15 protein-coding genes and 3 pseudogenes are annotated in these 15,786 nt (G+C 63.2%); 12 read left to right on the top strand and 6 right to left on the bottom strand.

The features are described from left to right. Positions 1–14: 14 nt before the first annotated feature. Positions 15–788 (bottom strand): alpha/beta fold hydrolase, encoded by a 774-nt coding sequence (locus AC1DYD_RS09335; RefSeq protein WP_478172461.1) that lies wholly within the window; start codon positions 786–788, stop codon positions 15–17. A gap of 86 nt (positions 789–874) precedes the next feature. Continuing rightward, positions 875–2,086: a cytochrome P450 gene (locus tag AC1DYD_RS09330; protein ID WP_478172460.1), complete on the bottom strand. Its 1,212-nt coding sequence runs from the start codon at positions 2,084–2,086 to the stop codon at positions 875–877. Positions 2,087–2,228: 142 nt separating this feature from the next. Between AC1DYD_RS09330 and AC1DYD_RS09325 the strand changes: the two genes are divergently transcribed. The 10 genes and pseudogenes from AC1DYD_RS09325 to AC1DYD_RS09280 all read left to right on the top strand — a co-directional run. Continuing rightward, positions 2,229–3,431, top strand: a complete 1,203-nt coding sequence (locus tag AC1DYD_RS09325; protein WP_478172459.1) for a thiolase family protein — start codon at positions 2,229–2,231, stop codon at positions 3,429–3,431. A gap of 292 nt (positions 3,432–3,723) precedes the next feature. Further along, the gene (locus AC1DYD_RS09320) at positions 3,724–3,858 is read left to right on the top strand and encodes a hypothetical protein (protein ID WP_478112838.1); all 135 of its coding nucleotides are present in this window, start codon (positions 3,724–3,726) and stop codon (positions 3,856–3,858) included. Beyond that, positions 3,845–4,558 carry an SDR family NAD(P)-dependent oxidoreductase gene (locus tag AC1DYD_RS09315; protein ID WP_478172458.1) on the top strand — a complete coding sequence of 238 codons (714 nt, stop codon included), beginning with the start codon at positions 3,845–3,847 and terminating at the stop codon, positions 4,556–4,558. Before AC1DYD_RS09320 ends, AC1DYD_RS09315 begins: the two co-directional genes overlap by 14 nt. A gap of 10 nt (positions 4,559–4,568) precedes the next feature. Further along, positions 4,569–5,318, top strand: coding sequence for an SDR family oxidoreductase (locus AC1DYD_RS09310; RefSeq protein WP_478172457.1), 750 nt, complete (start codon positions 4,569–4,571; stop codon positions 5,316–5,318). A 46-nt stretch (positions 5,319–5,364) separates the two neighbouring features. Further along, positions 5,365–6,114 carry an SDR family oxidoreductase gene (locus AC1DYD_RS09305; protein WP_478121498.1) on the top strand — a complete coding sequence of 250 codons (750 nt, stop codon included), beginning with the start codon at positions 5,365–5,367 and terminating at the stop codon, positions 6,112–6,114. A 7-nt stretch (positions 6,115–6,121) separates the two neighbouring features. After that, positions 6,122–6,916, top strand: a complete 795-nt coding sequence (locus AC1DYD_RS09300) for an SDR family NAD(P)-dependent oxidoreductase (RefSeq protein WP_478172456.1) — start codon at positions 6,122–6,124, stop codon at positions 6,914–6,916. A 370-nt stretch (positions 6,917–7,286) separates the two neighbouring features. Next, positions 7,287–8,024, top strand: coding sequence for a GTP cyclohydrolase I (gene folE, locus AC1DYD_RS09295; RefSeq protein ID WP_478172455.1), 738 nt, complete (start codon positions 7,287–7,289; stop codon positions 8,022–8,024). A 275-nt stretch (positions 8,025–8,299) separates the two neighbouring features. After that, positions 8,300–8,701, top strand: a complete 402-nt coding sequence (panD, locus tag AC1DYD_RS09290) for an aspartate 1-decarboxylase (protein ID WP_478172454.1) — start codon at positions 8,300–8,302, stop codon at positions 8,699–8,701. 27 nt (positions 8,702–8,728) lie between these two features. Next, positions 8,729–9,172 (top strand): annotated as a pseudogene (locus AC1DYD_RS09285) (3-methyl-2-oxobutanoate hydroxymethyltransferase); the annotation flags it as partial. After that, a pseudogene (locus AC1DYD_RS09280) lies at positions 9,173–9,328 on the top strand (IS256 family transposase); the annotation flags it as partial. Between the two features lie 157 nt (positions 9,329–9,485). On the opposite strand, the gene AC1DYD_RS09275 reads toward AC1DYD_RS09280, so the two are convergent. After that, positions 9,486–9,698 (bottom strand): hypothetical protein, encoded by a 213-nt coding sequence (locus tag AC1DYD_RS09275; protein WP_478120274.1) that lies wholly within the window; start codon positions 9,696–9,698, stop codon positions 9,486–9,488. A 235-nt stretch (positions 9,699–9,933) separates the two neighbouring features. On the opposite strand from AC1DYD_RS09275, the pseudogene AC1DYD_RS09270 reads away from it, so the two are divergent. After that, a pseudogene (locus tag AC1DYD_RS09270) lies at positions 9,934–10,259 on the top strand (IS110 family transposase); the annotation flags it as partial. A gap of 274 nt (positions 10,260–10,533) precedes the next feature. Here the strand turns inward: AC1DYD_RS09270 and AC1DYD_RS09265 are convergent. Beyond that, positions 10,534–11,958 carry an aldehyde dehydrogenase family protein gene (locus tag AC1DYD_RS09265; protein WP_478172453.1) on the bottom strand — a complete coding sequence of 475 codons (1,425 nt, stop codon included), beginning with the start codon at positions 11,956–11,958 and terminating at the stop codon, positions 10,534–10,536. 102 nt (positions 11,959–12,060) lie between these two features. On the opposite strand from AC1DYD_RS09265, the gene AC1DYD_RS09260 reads away from it, so the two are divergent. Next, positions 12,061–12,987 carry a LysR family transcriptional regulator gene (locus AC1DYD_RS09260; RefSeq protein WP_478172452.1) on the top strand — a complete coding sequence of 309 codons (927 nt, stop codon included), beginning with the start codon at positions 12,061–12,063 and terminating at the stop codon, positions 12,985–12,987. A gap of 905 nt (positions 12,988–13,892) precedes the next feature. Here the strand turns inward: AC1DYD_RS09260 and AC1DYD_RS09255 are convergent. Beyond that, positions 13,893–14,636, bottom strand: a complete 744-nt coding sequence (locus AC1DYD_RS09255; protein ID WP_478172451.1) for a hypothetical protein — start codon at positions 14,634–14,636, stop codon at positions 13,893–13,895. A gap of 59 nt (positions 14,637–14,695) precedes the next feature. Next, complete coding sequence (locus AC1DYD_RS09250) at positions 14,696–15,214, bottom strand: hypothetical protein (protein ID WP_478172450.1); 519 nt, start codon at positions 15,212–15,214, stop codon at positions 14,696–14,698. Positions 15,215–15,786 lie beyond the last annotated feature (572 nt).

Genomic DNA, 15,786 nt, shown 5'->3' with positions numbered 1-15,786 from the left:
AAGGGAGCCTGGGTTCATGGTCGAGTCTGGCGCGGAAACACCGTTTGGATGAACATCTCCAGCGCTGCGTTGAAACGTTCATTGCTGTCGCCGGCAATCATGTGGGAAGCATCCTCGATGTCCACCCATTGCGCTTGCGGCATCACGCTCAGCAGCTTGCGTGCGCCTTCGCGGCTGACCACCTCACTGCGCCTGCCGCTGATCAACAAGGTCGGGACGGCAACCCGGGCCGCCGCCTTTTCCATGCTTTCGAACATGCCGTGACGGCCGGCGGAGCCGGCATGGAAGACGGGATCCCAATGCCAGTAGAGGCGGCCGTCTGTGCCACTGCGCAGGCTGTTGAGCAATCCCTCGTTGCTTGCCGGCCGGGGCCGATGGGGCAGGAAGGCCGCCACCGCGTTCGAGGCCTCTTCCACATTGGCAAAGCCTTGGGCATGCGCAGACATGAAGCCCCTGATGCGCTGGAGCCCTTCGGACTCCATCCGAGGCACCACGTCCACCAGCACCAGGCCGGCGATCTGCGCGCCGCCGGGCTCGGCCGCAGCCATCAGCGCGGCAATTCCGCCAATCGAGGCGCCGACCAGCACGACGGGCGTATTCACGGTGCGCAACACGGCGTGAACATCGGCCGTGAAGGCCGTGATCGAGTAGTCGCCATCGGGCGCCCAGTCGCTGCCGCCATGGCCGCGCAGGTCGAGCGCCAGCGCGCGGTAGCCAGCCTGCGTCAGCCGCTCCGCTGCCGCACCCCAGGAGCGCCGAGTCTGCCCCGCGCCTGGAAGCAGGATCACGCAGGGGGCGTCAGGGCCGCCACCTGAATCGCCGGCCAGTGACAATCCGTGCCCGGCAAGCACGCAAGTTTGAAGCACAGGCGAACTCACCAAACCAGAGGAAGTGTTTCGAGTGCGAAGACGCCGCCGCCGTTGAACACGAGCTTCGCCTTGTCCTGGATATGGAACGGCGGCACGATCTTCAACCATTCCTCCATGCCGACGACGAGTTCGCGGCGGGCCAGGTGTGAACCGATGCAACGGTGCGGCCCATAGGAGAAAGCGTTGTGGGCGTTGGCCGTGCGGTCGAAGTCGACCACGTTTGGACGTTCGAACTCGCGTGGGTCGCGGCAGGCCAGGATCGTCGACAAGGTCACGTTGTCGCCCTGCTTGATCGTCACGCCGGCCAGTTCAATGTCCTTCGTCGCGTAGCGCGTCGTGTTGACAACGGCGAAGGCCCGGAACATTTCTTCCACCGCGGCCGGGATCAGCGAGGGATCGGCGCGCAGACGGGCCTGCTGCTCCGGATTCTCGGCCAGATAACGGAACTGGAAGCTGAACGAACTTGTCACGGTGTCCAGCCCGGCCATGAAGAGCAACATGCAGATGCCCTCGATCTCCGGGTCTGTGAGCGGCCGGCCTGCCACCTGGCCCTTCACCGCGAAGGAGATCAGGTCATCGGTTGGCTCGGCGCGGCGCGCGGCGATCAGCTCGTTCAGGTAGATCACTACCTCCTTCATGGCGCGAGCACGTGATGCCATGTCGCGAATGATCAGTTGTTCCCACTCCATGAAGCGGGGCATGTCGGCTTGGGGCAGGCCCATCAGGTCGATGAAGATGCCCACTGGCAGCGGACGGGCGAAGTCGTCGACGAACTCGCCGTAGCCCTTGGCCACACAGGCCTGGGCCAGCGAAGCGGCGCGCTCGCGTATCTTGGCCTCCAGCGCCTTCATGCGTGCGGGGGTGAACAGCGGATTCATCAGCGCGCGGAAGGCGCCGTGATCGGGTGGATCCAACTCCAGCGGAATTAGCGTTAGGTCCGAGCCCGAACGTACGACCTTGCTGGAAAAGCTCACAGTGTCTTGTAACACTGTGCGGATGTCCTCGGCCCAGGTGGGAATCCAGGTGCCGACGCCGGCCTTGTGGTGATGGTTGACCGGCGAATAAATGATGCGTGGGCCCTGGTGCAGGGCAGCGACCGCGTCGTGCGGTCGATCACCCAGACCCGTGCGGAAGTCGAAGTTGACGATGAGTTCCGGGGGGACATGGCTGGGGATTGCGCCCGGATCGCTGGCGACGGGGGTCGATTGAGCTTGCACGTTGCGTGTCTCCTGTGTTGATTGCTGGATCGAAGGTGCCGGGCTTCGCGTTGAGGTCTAGTGAACAACTTCTTGCCAGCCACTGTTTGCAGGTCATAATAGAGCAAAACTGAGACATCATCAACTATGTTGGATTGTTTGGATGAAAGCCTCTGCTGAAACTGCGGCCTCGATCGTCGGGGTCGGCATGGCCGGGCCAACTCGCAGCGCCGACCGCAGCCCGCTCGATTTGACGCTGGATGCTGCCTTCGATGCCTTGAGGGATGCGGGCCTGAAGGTTCAGGATATTGATGGACTGAGCTCCTGGCCGGGCATGTCGACCACGCCCGGCATGGCGCCAGTCAGCTTGCGCGAAATGAAGGAGGCGCTGAATCTCAAGCTGAATTGGCTGTGCGCCTCGCCAGAAGCGCCCGGACAACTTAGCGCTGTGATGAATGCCGTGATGGCCGTCGCCACGGGCCAGGCGCGCCATGTGCTGTGCTACCGCACGCTCAGCCAGTACACGGAGCAGGTGAGGGCGCGCGGCAAGCCGGCTGCCACATCTTCGTCCGGCGGCCCGCGGCCCGCCGCGCGCGTGGCGGGCTTGATGAGTTGGCTACGCCCCTTCAATGGGCTGTCGGCAGCGCACCCGATTGCCCTGATGGCGGCCCGCTACATGCATGAATTCGGCCTGACCCGCGAGCAGCTTGGCGCGATCGCGGTGAACGGCCGCCGCAATGCCATGCTCAATCCGCGCGCGCTCTATCGCGACCCTTTGAGCCTCGATGACTACCTGCGCGCACGCATGGTGAGCGATCCCCTGTGCCTGTACGACTGTGATGCCCCGATCGATGGGGCCTCGGTGATCATCGTCTCCAGCGGCGAAGCCGCGCGTGAATTGCGCAAGGCGCCGCTGCGCATTGAGGCCATGAGCGGGGCATTGCACGGTCGCTACAGCTGGGACCAGTTCGAAGACCTCACGGCCATGGCGGCGAGAGATGCCGGCCGCCGCCTGTGGGAGCGGACCGACTTGCGGCCAGGCGACGTGGACGTGGCAAATCTTTACGATGGATTCAGCATCCTCACCCTGATCTGGCTGGAGTCCCTGGGCTTCTGTGGGCGCGGGGAGGCGGGTGCTTTCGTGGAGGGCGGACACCGCATAGGCCTGCAAGGCGAACTGCCGCTGAACACCGGTGGCGGACAGCTCTCGGCCGGCCGACTGCATGGCTTCGGCCTGTTGATCGAGTCCTGTCTGCAGCTTTGGGGTGAGGGCGGTGAGAGGCAGGTTGCCGGTCGTCCAGAAGTGGCGCTGAGCGCGGCCGGCGGTGGCCCTCTGGCGGGCTGCATCTTGATGACAAGGCGTTGAATGTTTCGTTGGAATATTTCCGGGAAGTGGGTGGACTTTCGAATTCGGGAGCTTCGTCGGTACAAACACCAGATAGAAAAACTGATGTAATGTCATTTATGTTGGGGTCCTGTGATAGATTTGATACCCACCAGGAGGCGAAGCGATGAATGCGACAGGAAGCCGAGTCCGTACCCGTTTGAGGCGCTTAACTAGAAAGGCCGTTTTTTTGGCAACGGCTGGCATCGGTCAACAGGTGGTGTGGGGGGAGACTAATGAGAGTCCGGATTGGACGTTTCGTCTCGAAAAGACCGTGACCTACAAACTTGGCGTGCGGGCCCCTATCAAGTTCCAGCCGAACGTGGGCAATCTACTGCCCACCGAGACGTTGCATCGACGCAGCCCTGATCTTGAAGAGAACATGGAGGCCGCCCATGCCAGCGCTTGACAAGGTTGTCCTGGTGACAGGTGCGGCGGGCGCACTAGGTCGTGCCACCGCAGCTGCTTTCGAAGCAGCGGGCGCCTCGCTGATCCTGCTCGACGTCGATTTGACGGTACTGAAGTCGGCCTATCCGGAACCCTCGCCGCGGCGTCATCTGGTGCAGGCGGATCTGCTGGACGAATCCGCGCTGGCGGCAGCAGTGGAGTCGGCCGAGCAGCACTTCGGACGCATCGACATTCTCTGCAATATTGCGGGCGGCTTCTACTTTGGCGAGTCCGTGCACGAGATGCGCGCGGAGGTCTGGTTGCAGCAGTTCCACATCAACGCCACCACGGTGGTCAACGCCGTGAAGAGCGTTGTGCCGCGCATGCTGGCGCGCGGCAGCGGCTGTGTATTCAACATCGCTTCGGCTGCACATCAGCAAGGCCACGGTCACATGAGTGCGTACGCGGCGGGCAAGAGTGCGGTGTCCCGCCTGACTGAGAGCATGGCCGAAGAGCTGTGGGGCACTGGCGTGCGCGCGCTATGCCTCATGCCGGAGATCATTGACACGCCGAGGAACCGCACCGACATGTCCCAGGCTGACGCCAGCCGATGGACGCCACCCTCGGCTATTGCCGATCTGATGGTGTTGTTGAGCGAGGATGCTGCTGCCTTGCTGAGCGGTAGCGGCCTGGCCTTGCGTGGCGCGCCTTTGCGCCGCTGAAAGAACTACCATGAACCAAAGACTACAAGGCAAGGTAGCCTTGGTCACGGGCGCCTCGCGAGGCCTCGGCCGGCGCATCTGCGAGGTGCTGATTGAAGAAGGCGCCCGAGTGGGCTTGCTGGCCCGCCCCAGCGACGAGTTACAAGCGGCTTCTGCAGCACTGGGCGATCACGCCCTGCCGCTGGCCGCCGATCTCACCAGGCCGGACGAAGTGCGCCAGGCGTTTGCCGCCTTGAACGCGCGCTTCGGTGGGATTGACATTCTGGTCAACAACGCCGCTTTGGGCCATCCGCAAAAGATCGCCGAAGCGCAGGACAACCTGCTGCAGCTGGAAGTGGCGGCCAATGTGCTGGGGCCGATCTACTGCATAAGGGAAGCCGTGCAGTTGATGCGACAGCGTGGTGGCGGTGACGTGATAAATATCAGTTCCGAATCGGTACGCACGCCTTACCCGTTCCTTTCGGTGTATGCCTCTACCAAAGCCGCGCTCGAAACTCTGTCGGACGCCTTGCGAGAAGAATTGCGGCCCGAAGGCATCCGCGTTGGCGTACTGCGTTCCGGTCGCATGGGTGAAAGCGGCTTCCATCGCACCTGGGACCCCGTAACACGCGAGCGATACCGAGAAGAGGCGCGGACCAGCGGGAACTATGCGTCGTCGGGCGAGCCCATTTCGCCGCTGGTTACGGCGCTTGCCGTCGTGGACATGATCTGCGTGCCGCGCAATGCGCGCATCACGATGATTGAATTGCGACCGGCCTGAAGAGCCCGGACGCATTGAGATGTTTTTGAATTGAAGGAGTGCTGCCGTGCGTTTTGAGAACAAAGTTGCCATCGTCACTGGCGCTGGGCAGGGTATCGGCGAGGCCTATGCCAAGGCGCTGGCGGTGGAAGGCGCGGCGGTTGTCGTCGCCGAAATTGATGCCACCAACGGCGAGCGGGTCGCCGGCGAAATCCGGCAAGGTGGCGGCCAGGCGGTCTTCGTAGCGACCGATGTGTCCTCGCCCGAATCGGCGTCAGCAATGGCGACCCAGGCGGTAGAGCAATTCGGCGGTATCGACTATCTGGTCAACAATGCCGCGATCTTCGCAGGCATGCGCCGCGAGGGCCTGTTGAAGGTCGAGTACGCTTACTACCAGCGCTTCATGGAAGTGAACATGAACGGCGCACTGATCGTGACCCGGGCGGTGCACGAGCACATGGCCAAGCGAGGTGGCGGTTCGATCGTCAACCAGTCGTCCACAGCGGCCTATCTGGCGGGCAACTACTACAGCATTGCCAAGACCGGCCTCAACGCCCTGACCATCGGCCTGGCCAAGGAGTTGGGGCCCTTGAACATCCGCATCAACGGCATTGCGCCGGGCCCGACCGACACGATGGCCACGCAGACCAGCGTGCCGCCCGAGCGCCTGCAGTCCATCCTGTCGTCCCTGCCGCTCAAGCGCATCGGCCAAACGCAGGACATTGTGAACACCTGCCTGTTCCTTCTCTCCGAGCAAGCCAGTTGGGTCACCGGCCAGACCTGGTGTGTGGACGGCGGGCAGATCCTCAAGATCTGACCTTGCCATGGATCTTGGACTGGGCGGGCGGGTCGCCCTCATCGTCGGCGCCAGCAGCGGCATTGGTGCCGCGACCGCTCGCGTGTTGGCTGCTGAAGGTGTAAGCCTGGCCCTGGTGGGGCGACGAGCCGAGGCCTTGTCTCAGGTGGCTGAAAGTTTGCCGCCTTCGGCAGGACCGCCACCGGTGTTGTTGCCGCTCGATGCTGGAGCGGAGGGCGCCATGGAGCATGCCGTCGCTGCCACGCTGGAGCGTTTCGGCAAGCTCGATTCGCTCGCTGTTGTCGCCGGTCCGATGGGCCCTCGCGGCACTTTGCATGAGATGGAACTTTCGGGTTGGCAGCACTATTTCGACCAAGGCTTGATGCTGGCTGTACGCGCCTGCCGTGCGGCACTGGCGCCCATGCGGGCGCAGCGTTCGGGCGCGATCGTGACCACTTCTGCCTACTCGATCCGTTCGCAGAAGCCGGGCCTGATCGCATACACGGCGGCCAAGAACGCTGTGGCTAGTCTGACCAAAAACATAGCCAAGACCTACGGCCCTGAAGGCATCCGCGCCAACAGCGTGGCGCCTGGCGTGGTGGAGAAGGACGCGGCGTCGCGTCGGGAACTCGCTGCCAAGTATGGCGTGTTCGAGTCGCGGGCGCGCTATGAATACGTGCGGCGCGAGTTTCAGATGTCGGTGGCGCTTGAGCGCGCCGGTCAGCACGATGAGTTCGCCGATGTCATCGCCTTCTTGCTGTCGCAGCGCTCGTCCTATGTGACCGGTGCCATGCTCAATGTCGATGGCGGGACCGATTTCTGAAACATGACTAGAGGCCCGCCATGAACCGGCAACAGGTGGTGATTGCCGGCGTTGGAGGCATGAGCCCGGCCTGCGCCGATCGCTTGGGGGAAGGAAGGTGCGCGTGGCTGCTCGATGCCAGCCCTGAGCGTCTTTGCGAGATTGAATGTTTGTCGCGCGAAGAAAGGCATGAGATCGAGGTCCGGATTCTCGAGGCGACCGACAGCACCGTCTTGGCTGATATTGCGCTCGCCGTGGGTGCGGCAGGTGCGTTGCGGGCCTTGGCGCATACGGCGGGTGTATCCCCGTCGACCGCGCCTGTCCAGGACGGGGTCGCAATAGCTCAGGTCGCCGACAGCGCTTTTCATCATTCACCACGGCAAGCAAACCGATGTTCCGAACGACAGATTCCTTGGCCCCGATCCTCAGGACCGAAACAACCGCCGCGCCGATGAGCGCATCCGATCGCATACGCTACCGTCTCATCGGTGCCGATGCGCGCTACCACGCCAATGACAACATTTCGGCCTTCATCCTGCCGGGCGAACTCGAGGAGCTGAAGGCTGAAGTCGAGAGCCGGATGCAGGAGGTGCTGCATGCACTCGTCATCGACACTGAAAGCGATCACAACACGAACGAGACTGCCCGGCGCGTAGCCCGCATGTTCCTGACCGAAGTCTTTCGCGGGCGTTATGTGCCGATGCCGGCGATCACGGAGTTCCCGAACGCCTCGCGCCTCAACCAGATGATGATCATCGGCCCGCTCAAGGTGCGCAGCGCCTGCTCGCACCACCTGTGCCCGATCATGGGAGAGTTGTGGATCGGCATTCTGCCCAACGAGCATTCCAACTTGATCGGTCTTTCGAAGTACGCCCGCATCAGCGACTGGATCATGGGCCGCCCGCAGATTCAGGAAGAGGCGGTGACGATACTTGCAGACGAATTGCAGAGGCTGGTGAAGCCCGATGGCCTGGCGCTCGTGATGGCGGCGGATCACTCTTGCATGCACTGGCGCGGCGTCAAGGACAATGGCACCAGGATGACCAGCAGCGTGATGCGCGGCGCCTTCCTGAAAGACGCCACGCTGCGTCGCGAATTCCTGGCCCTGCTGCGCGAGAAGGGTGACTGACCTTCGAGGATTCGTATATGCAGCGCGGCGCTCTAACCGCGAGACGCTGCCTGCCCGGCTTATCCCGTCGGCGCGCAACCTACGACGTTGGAGACCGGCACCGAGTCTTTGCGGGGCGGCAATCGTTCGTGGCGTCGCTGTCGCCGCGAAAGCCGTGGACTTCATTTCAGCCGCGACTGTCCGGCGCTCGCCGCACCGGCGGCGCCGACCATCCTGGTGCTGGCTTCAAGCTGACGCGCCCTTTTTCCAACCTGTTGAAGAGAGAGCTTTTAGAGATGTTTCGAACGTTGCTCAAGTCCAAGATCCACCGTGTCGCAGTCACCGATTGCGAATTGCACTACGAAGGCTCGTGCGCCATCGACGAAGACCTGCTCGACGCCGCCGGCCTGGCCGAGAACGAACAGATCCACCTCTGGAACATCAACAACGGCGAGCGCTTCGTGACCTATGCGATCCGCGGCGAGCGCGGAAGTGGCATCATCTCGGTCAACGGCTCGGCCGCGCGACGGGCCGCAGTCGGCGACCTGATTATCATCGCTGCCTTCGGGCTGGTGCCCGAAGAGCGGGTGGCGACGCATCGGCCGAAGTTGGTCTTCGTCGACGACGCCAACCGCATCAAGGAGGAACGAGGCCACATACCCGTGCAGACCGCCTCGGGCGAAGCCGTCGCGGCCTGATGCCGAGCGAAACGAGCCTCGAATGTCATCGCTTTCCGCCACCGCAGATGCGGCCACCCCCCCTACAGCACCGTGCCTCCGGCCTCGCCGCCGTCGGCACGCAAGCCGCTGAGCCTGCCGCGCCTGGCCGACATGCATGCGCGCGGCGAGAAGATCGCCAAGCTGACCACCCACGACGCCGCCTTCGCGGCCGTGGCAGATGCAGCAGGCGACGAATGCCTGCTGGTCGGCGACTCGCTGGGCATAATCCGCCAGGGCGTGTCGAGCACTGTGGGCGTGACGCTCCACATCATGCGCTATCACACTGAAGGCGTGGCGCGCGGACTGCGCCGCGTTCAGGGCACGGCCTGGCTCATCGCCGATCTACCCTTCGGCTGCGACCAAGCGTCGCGCGAACAGGCCATGAACAGCGCGGTCGAACTGATGCAGGTCGGCGCGCACATGGTCAAGCCCGAAGGCGGCGGCTGGACCATCTTCCCCAACGACGCCTCGATCACGCGCCTCGTAGGCGCGATGATGCTCGAGCAGAACGACGAGTGGTCACTCAACCGGCGCTACATGCAGTTGGAGGGCTTGCAGACCCTGAGCGATACTGCGCCCACTCCGCTGTCCGCAGTGGCACGCTGAGTACCGTGCAGCTCAGCCTTCTCCGGGCTGTGGACCTACACCACGGAATGGGACGCGACGCAACAAACTGAACTCGCTGCTGCGATGCCATGCTTTGTCCGGATCCGCCCGATTCGACTGCGGCTCTCAAGGCAAGCCGGATGACATCGCACCAGGCTCACGCCGCTCGGGGATGAACGGATGGCCAAGCGAAGTCTCGCCCCATCATCGCCCGCGCAAACAAATAGTCGTTCTTTTCTCTTTTGCTCAGCGAGTCGATCGACACGCTGCCTTGGGGGTCGCACGGAAAGGCCATCGACCGTCGGCCGCTGGTCAGCGCCCGAAACAGGATCTCATGCTTGAACTGGGGAAGGGTGGCTGAAGAGTTCATCTTGACCTCCGGAAATACTGACCATCTCATCGAGTAGCATAGCAAATAACTGACTAAATGTCAACTATAGTTTGGTCGTGTAAAATGACAATCGGTCGGATAAATGACTAAACGTCAATACTGTTTGGATGGCGTTGAGAACAGGAAACCGCGCCATCGCCCCTTCCTTCGAGCGGGTGAGGTCGCGCAGTTGCTGGATCGCCTGTGGCGGCACAAAGCTCGTCGGTCTTGCGGCCGATCCACCCGCGTGCGCAAGAGCGGCACCTGGGGATCAAGACCATCCTGGTGACCGCCGCCTGGGCCGCGGTGCGCGTCAAGACCAGCTACCTGCGAGCGCAGTTCCTGCGAATCAAGGCACGCCGTGGCGCCAAGAAGGCCATCCTCGCCGTGGCCGCTTCGATGCTCACCGCCGCATTCCACATGCTGCGCGACGGCACCGAGTACAACGACCTCGGCAGCGAACACTTTGACCGCCAGGACCGCTCCAAGACCATCCGCCGCCTGCTCAAGCGGCTTCAAGACCTCGGCTGCGCTGTTCCTGAACTGGCTCATGCCACGTAGAGCTTCCTAGTAGCGCACGCTGGGAGCCAAGGCGACCTATGCCCCCGGCACGGTACGCGCCCGTTGCTGGCACGGCGCAGGCGACGTGCGCGGCTACCGTCCGCCCTCGGGCTGGACGGCCCGCGCCGGCCTCACCGACATTCACTCCATCACGGGCTGCGCCTTGCCGCATGCCGTGTGGTGGCTTATCGAGACGAACAGCTCGGGTGCCGCACGATTGTCGGGAGATACGCGAGCGCCCTGCGAGTGCGTCAGACAAGGATTCCTGGAAGGTTCAGCCTGCGCTCACCAGCAAGGTCTTGGGTTCCAAGTACGCGCTCATGCCCCAGCGGCCCATTTCGCGCCCCAGCCCCGAATGCTTGAAGCCGCCGAAGGGCGCGCGCGGCTCGTTGGCCAGGGTGTTGACGAGCACGCGGCCCGCATCGATCTGGCGCGCCACACGTTCGCAGCTTTCCGGGTTTGTGCCCAGCACCAGGGCGCTCAGGCCATAGCGCGTGTCGTTGGCAATGTCGATCGCATCGGCTTCGTCCTCGTAGGGGATGATGGTCAGCACGGGGCCGAAGATTTCCTCGCGCGCAATGAGCATCTGGTTGTTGGCACGGGTAAAGAGTGTGGGCTTCACGAACCATCCGGCGTGCAGGCCATCGGGGCGGCCTTCACCGCCTGCCAGCAAGGTCGCACCTTCTTCCTGCCCGAGGTGGATGTAGTTCTGCACCCGCTCCCATTGCTTCTTGCTCACCATCGGGCCGATGTCGGTGTCGGCTTGGCGCGGGTCGCCGGATTTGATGTGCGAGACCGCCTCCTTCGCCACCTGCTCGAACTCGGCCAGGCGGCTGCGTGGCACCAGGATGCGCGTGCCCGCGATGCAGGCTTGGCCGCTGTTCATGAACCCTGCCTGGAGCACGAGTGGCATGACGGCGGCGAAGTTTGCGTCATCGAGTACCACGGTGGGCGACTTGCCGCCCAGCTCCAGTGTCACGCGCTTCATCGTGGCGGCGCCCGTGGTCACCAGGTGCTGGCCCACGGCGGACGAGCCCGTGAACGAGATCTTGGCGATGCCAGGGTTGCGCGCGATCTCTTCACCGACGACATCGCCGCGGCCATTGACGATGTTGAATACGCCTGGGGGCAGATCGGCTTCGTGCAACGCCTCGGCCACGATCTGCGTCTGCAGCGCGCTCATCTCGCTGGGCTTGATGACGGCGGTGCAACCGGCTGCCAGCGCGGTGGCCAGCTTGTTGCAGATGAAGCCCGCATTGCTGTTCCACGGCGTGATCAGGCCCGCGACGCCCACGGGTGTCTGGATCACCGTGGCCGCGCCGGCCTGTTCTTCGAACGCGAAGGACTCCAGTGCGTCGATCGCCTGAGCGATGACATCGGCCGGATACGTCGCCATCCAGCGGCCGCGCACCGGCGGCGCGCCGTATTCCGTCAGGATGGCATCCATCAGCGCCTCCTCGCGCGCCGCCAAGGCACGGTGCATGCGCTGCAGGGCCGCGATGCGCTCCTCGCGTGTGGTGCGTGACCAGGCGGGGAACGCGGCCTGGGCCGCCGCGATGGCGCGCTGCGCGTCCTGCTCGTCACCCAGCCGCACCTGGCCAATGATTTCCTCGGTGCTCGGGTTGTGAAGGTCGAACCATTCCTGGCCGTGCGGCGTGACGAATTCGCCGTTGATGTAGATTTGTTCAATGCGTTGCATGGTGGCTCCTTGGAGGGTTGATGCAACGAAGTCTAGGAATGGTTTATTGTTCTGATAAGCCGTCTTGTGGCTGATGAGGTATCCGTAAATTCAGGACAATTCATGCACAGAACAGGAATGACCGAGCTGGAAGTGGTGCTGGCCGTCGCTCGCCGCAACAGCTTTCGCGGCGCGGCGCAGGAACTGGGCATGTCCACCACCGCCGTGAGCAGCGCCGTGGCCGGGCTGGAGGCGCGCCTGAAGGTGCGGCTATTCAACCGCTCGACGCGCAGCGTGGCGCTCACCGATGCCGGGCGACGCTACGTGGAGCGGATTGCGCCGGCGCTGGCCGAAATCCACAGCGCGGGCGAAGAAGCCGGCACCGGCCCCGACGTGCCCAGCGGTAAGCTGCGCATCAACGCGCCGCAGGGCGCGGCATCCCTGCTGTTGGAGCCGCTCTTCCTGCAATACGCGCAGCGCTACCCCGAGGTACGCATCGACATCGTGAGCGAGTCGCGCATGATCGACATCGTGGCCGAAGGCTTCGATGCGGGCATTCGCCTCGCCGAATCCGTGCCGCAGGACATGATCGCCGTGCCGCTCTCGCGCGACATCCGCATGCTCGTGGTGGCAACGCCAGAGTACCTGGCACGCCACGGCACCCCCAGGCACCCGCGCGGCCTGCTCCAGCACCAGAGCATCGGCATGCGCATGTCGCACGGCGGCATCTATCACTGGGAACTGGAGAGAGGCAGCCAGAAGCTGCAAATGGATCTACCCGTGCGCCTAGCGCTCAACGAGCTGCCGGCCATCAAGCAGGCGGTGCTGCTCGGGCTGGGTATCGGCTTGATCTCCGAGTGGTTCATCGAAGAGGAACTGAAGGCCGGCACGCTGGTGCCGGTGCTGGTGCCGTGGTGCCCGTCGTTCGGCGGGCTGAGGCTGTACTACTCAGGCCACCGTTTCGTGCCTGCGCGGCTGCGTGCGCTCATCAGCTTGGTTCATGAGCTGCGCTTGGCTGGGGCGCCGCTGCGAGGAGTTCAAGCAGGCTAATTCGAGCGTGTCGGCGCGCAGCGCCGCCGGGCTTTGCGGGCTGCGCCCCGTCGGCCCTGCCTCCTTTCGGAGCGGTTCGGCCCAAGGCGTCCTTGTGTTGTTGTGATTCCTGGCGATGGCGCGGCTGCGCCTCGGGCTTCATGGCTGCAACCGTCCGGCGAAAACAGCTGGCGACAGTTGCTAGGCTTAGCGGCGAAGACATTCCCCGCTGGCTGGATTGAAGAACACCATGCGTGGGTGAGAAGTCCCTCCAAAGATTTCGTGCCCGTCATGTGCTCAAGGGGTGTTCGTATGGCGTTAATACTGTGTACTTGTTACGAGGACCTCACCCATCTTCGCGATGAAATCAGAAGGCGCGGACTACAACTACGACTTTAATTTTTGTTCTAACTGGGGCAGCAGTAAGTAAAGCTCCTGGTGACTACGAGTTTCTGCTCGCAGGTCTGCTCACCGGCCCCGGCGCTGATTGCATGGGGTCGTTAGGGCCCTCTACGACTTTGTTCTCGCGAAACAGCCGCCGCCGCTGTTCTGGGTAATTAAATTCCCAAACAGGTCATTAAATCCCCTAACAGCGCCAATAAATCCCCAAACAGCCGCTCGGGGGCAGGAAGCACTTTCAGCAGGCTTCATGGCATGGAAGAAGGAGGGCGGCAGGAAGGCCTCGGATCCCGTCGAGGGTTGTAAACGGAGCACCTCGACCAGCCCGCTTGAGCGGAAACGAACAGCCGCTTCGGAGCGAGGCGTACAGCCGTTCAGGGCCCGAACCGGAAATTTAAGTTCGCAGATTCGATGCCGCGAAGCAGTCGCTCAACGTTTGAGATGGGCGTTAGACGGTGACTTGCCTTCGGCTGTCGGCACCCCAAAGACGCGCCGCTGCACAATGCGCGCCTCAAAGCAACGGTCGCTCAGCTCGCGCCAGAGAAGGGATAGCGGCTTCCTGCCGGCTTGATGGGCCGAGGCATGGGCACTGTGGCAGTTTGAGTCTCTTGGGCCATGGTTTCTTGCGTCGCGTCGGCGCCTAGGTAGGCAACGCGCGCAGTGCTCGTGTGCTTCCCGATCTCCAGGGTGATCGTGACCGGAGCGCGCACTGGCAAGTTTGTTTGCTTCGCCGTGACGAGGATGTCGTTTCCCGCGGCTGAAAGGCGGGCCACATTCTCATCAGGCAACTTCACCACGTACACGAGATCGAGCCGATCGCGGCCGGCAACTCGGTACTCGCACTGCACGCTGCTGGGGCAATAAGGTCGGACGTTATCCACGGGCGTGTCGCCGCTGGCCCGTACGCTCGAGATCTTGGCCTTCACGGTCGCATAACCGACCCCGCGCACAGGAGGCAATTCCAGGGACGAGGTCTGTACCCCATCCGGGCTCAGCAACTGGAGATGCACGGCAGTCTCTTCGCTTTTCGGTTCCTCAGAGGCTGATTGGAAAATGCTGGGCGTTGCGACCGGCTTTGCTGCTATTGAAGGTTGTGCGGCAGCGATCGGCACAACGACCTGCTTGATTGACGGGCTTTCAGGCGGAGCCGCCAATTCCACCGGCGCCAGAACAGCGCTTGGTGGTTCGCTGCTTCCACCGCCACAGCCGAGAAAGACGGGCAGGACTGCGAGGGCGCTCAGCCTCGGAATCCACGTGAGGCACTTCGACATGACTGCTCCATGGGGCGGTGGAAGGTGAGCCGGCGCATGAAACGACCGGCCCATTACGACTAGATTGCCGGCGGCCAGATCTTGACGGCGAGGCCGCTGTAGACGGCATTGAGCGCTACGGCGGAAGAGGTCAGGGACACCGAAGTCCATACGCCGTCCGTCCCAGGGTTGCCCGGACAGGCGCCGCCGACAACGGGCACGCTGCCCGTCGACGTCGGCGTGCCCGAGAAGCCTGTCAGGTTGAACCCTGTGATCTGGTTCCGAACCCGGGCGTCAAACGCCACAGTGCCCGCTACACCGACCGTCGTGGTGTGCCCGACGTTGTGAGTCTGCTCCCCGCGAGTTCCTTCCCCCGTGGTCCAGGTGCAGACCGCGGTATAGATCTCCGACGCCACATACGTGAACGTGACGCCCGCTGCCCTGGCTTGCAACTGAGCGTTGTTCCAGCCGAAGGCAAGTTGCACGTCTCCTTTGCCGGCAAACCCGGTGCCCGTTTCCGGGTTGAAGGTCACCGTTGCACTGGCGACGCCTGCGGCTGCCATCAATGCCAAGGCCGCGCTCGTCTTGAGTAACTTCATCTGTTCTTCTCCAATGGGTCCGTCTTGCTGTTGTGGTTGCGCCGGCCCAAGCGCGGTGTGACTTTAGTTTTACTTGCCACCTCATTGGCCGTCGGCGAATGGATTCTCATCAACGAATAAGGGAAAAGTTCACATGTAACGAAAGTTTGCAGGCGTGCAAAGCTCGAAGCGTTGGGTCGATGGAGTGACGCCTGCCGATCGGCGTGTCGGGCACCAGTGCCCCTCCGGCAGTCGTGAAGCAGGTGTTCTGCGAGGGATCGATGTGTTTGCCGACTCCCGTTGCGGAAATCGCCCGAATGCAGCCGTTAGCGAACTTCGGCTCTTGGCCGGGAGCGTGATTCCGAAGCCGCTCCGGGAAGCTGCCCTTCGGTGATCGCTGGGCAATCCGCGCGCCCTTCGCAACGCCAGCACGAAGTCTTCACGGTGATTCCTATCGACAACTGCCCGCGGCTACGTTGGGCCGGCCAGGGAGTCGGCCCGAGCGTCCCTTCGGCACACGAGCAGGATCTCGTCGACCTCGTCTGTTGCGATCATTCCATGGCCGAGCTGCAGCTCCTTCTGGAATCGCAATC

Source organism: Variovorax sp. P4_B11, assembly GCF_056402355.1.
Note: the sequence above shows the minus strand (reverse complement) of the source record. Positions and strands in the feature narration are given on the sequence as shown.

Coding starts and splice junctions, on each gene's coding strand:
- AC1DYD_RS09265 (WP_478172453.1), bottom strand. CDS start 11,958: ATGCAACGCATTGAACAAATCTACATCAACGGCGAATTCGTCACGCCG.
- AC1DYD_RS09325 (WP_478172459.1), top strand. CDS start 2,229: ATGAAAGCCTCTGCTGAAACTGCGGCCTCGATCGTCGGGGTCGGCATG.
- AC1DYD_RS09255 (WP_478172451.1), bottom strand. CDS start 14,636: ATGTCGAAGTGCCTCACGTGGATTCCGAGGCTGAGCGCCCTCGCAGTC.
- AC1DYD_RS09250 (WP_478172450.1), bottom strand. CDS start 15,214: ATGAAGTTACTCAAGACGAGCGCGGCCTTGGCATTGATGGCAGCCGCA.
- AC1DYD_RS09310 (WP_478172457.1), top strand. CDS start 4,569: ATGAACCAAAGACTACAAGGCAAGGTAGCCTTGGTCACGGGCGCCTCG.
- AC1DYD_RS09300 (WP_478172456.1), top strand. CDS start 6,122: ATGGATCTTGGACTGGGCGGGCGGGTCGCCCTCATCGTCGGCGCCAGC.
- panD (WP_478172454.1), top strand. CDS start 8,300: ATGTTTCGAACGTTGCTCAAGTCCAAGATCCACCGTGTCGCAGTCACC.
- AC1DYD_RS09315 (WP_478172458.1), top strand. CDS start 3,845: ATGCCAGCGCTTGACAAGGTTGTCCTGGTGACAGGTGCGGCGGGCGCA.
- folE (WP_478172455.1), top strand. CDS start 7,287: ATGTTCCGAACGACAGATTCCTTGGCCCCGATCCTCAGGACCGAAACA.
- AC1DYD_RS09260 (WP_478172452.1), top strand. CDS start 12,061: ATGCACAGAACAGGAATGACCGAGCTGGAAGTGGTGCTGGCCGTCGCT.
- AC1DYD_RS09275 (WP_478120274.1), bottom strand. CDS start 9,698: ATGAACTCTTCAGCCACCCTTCCCCAGTTCAAGCATGAGATCCTGTTT.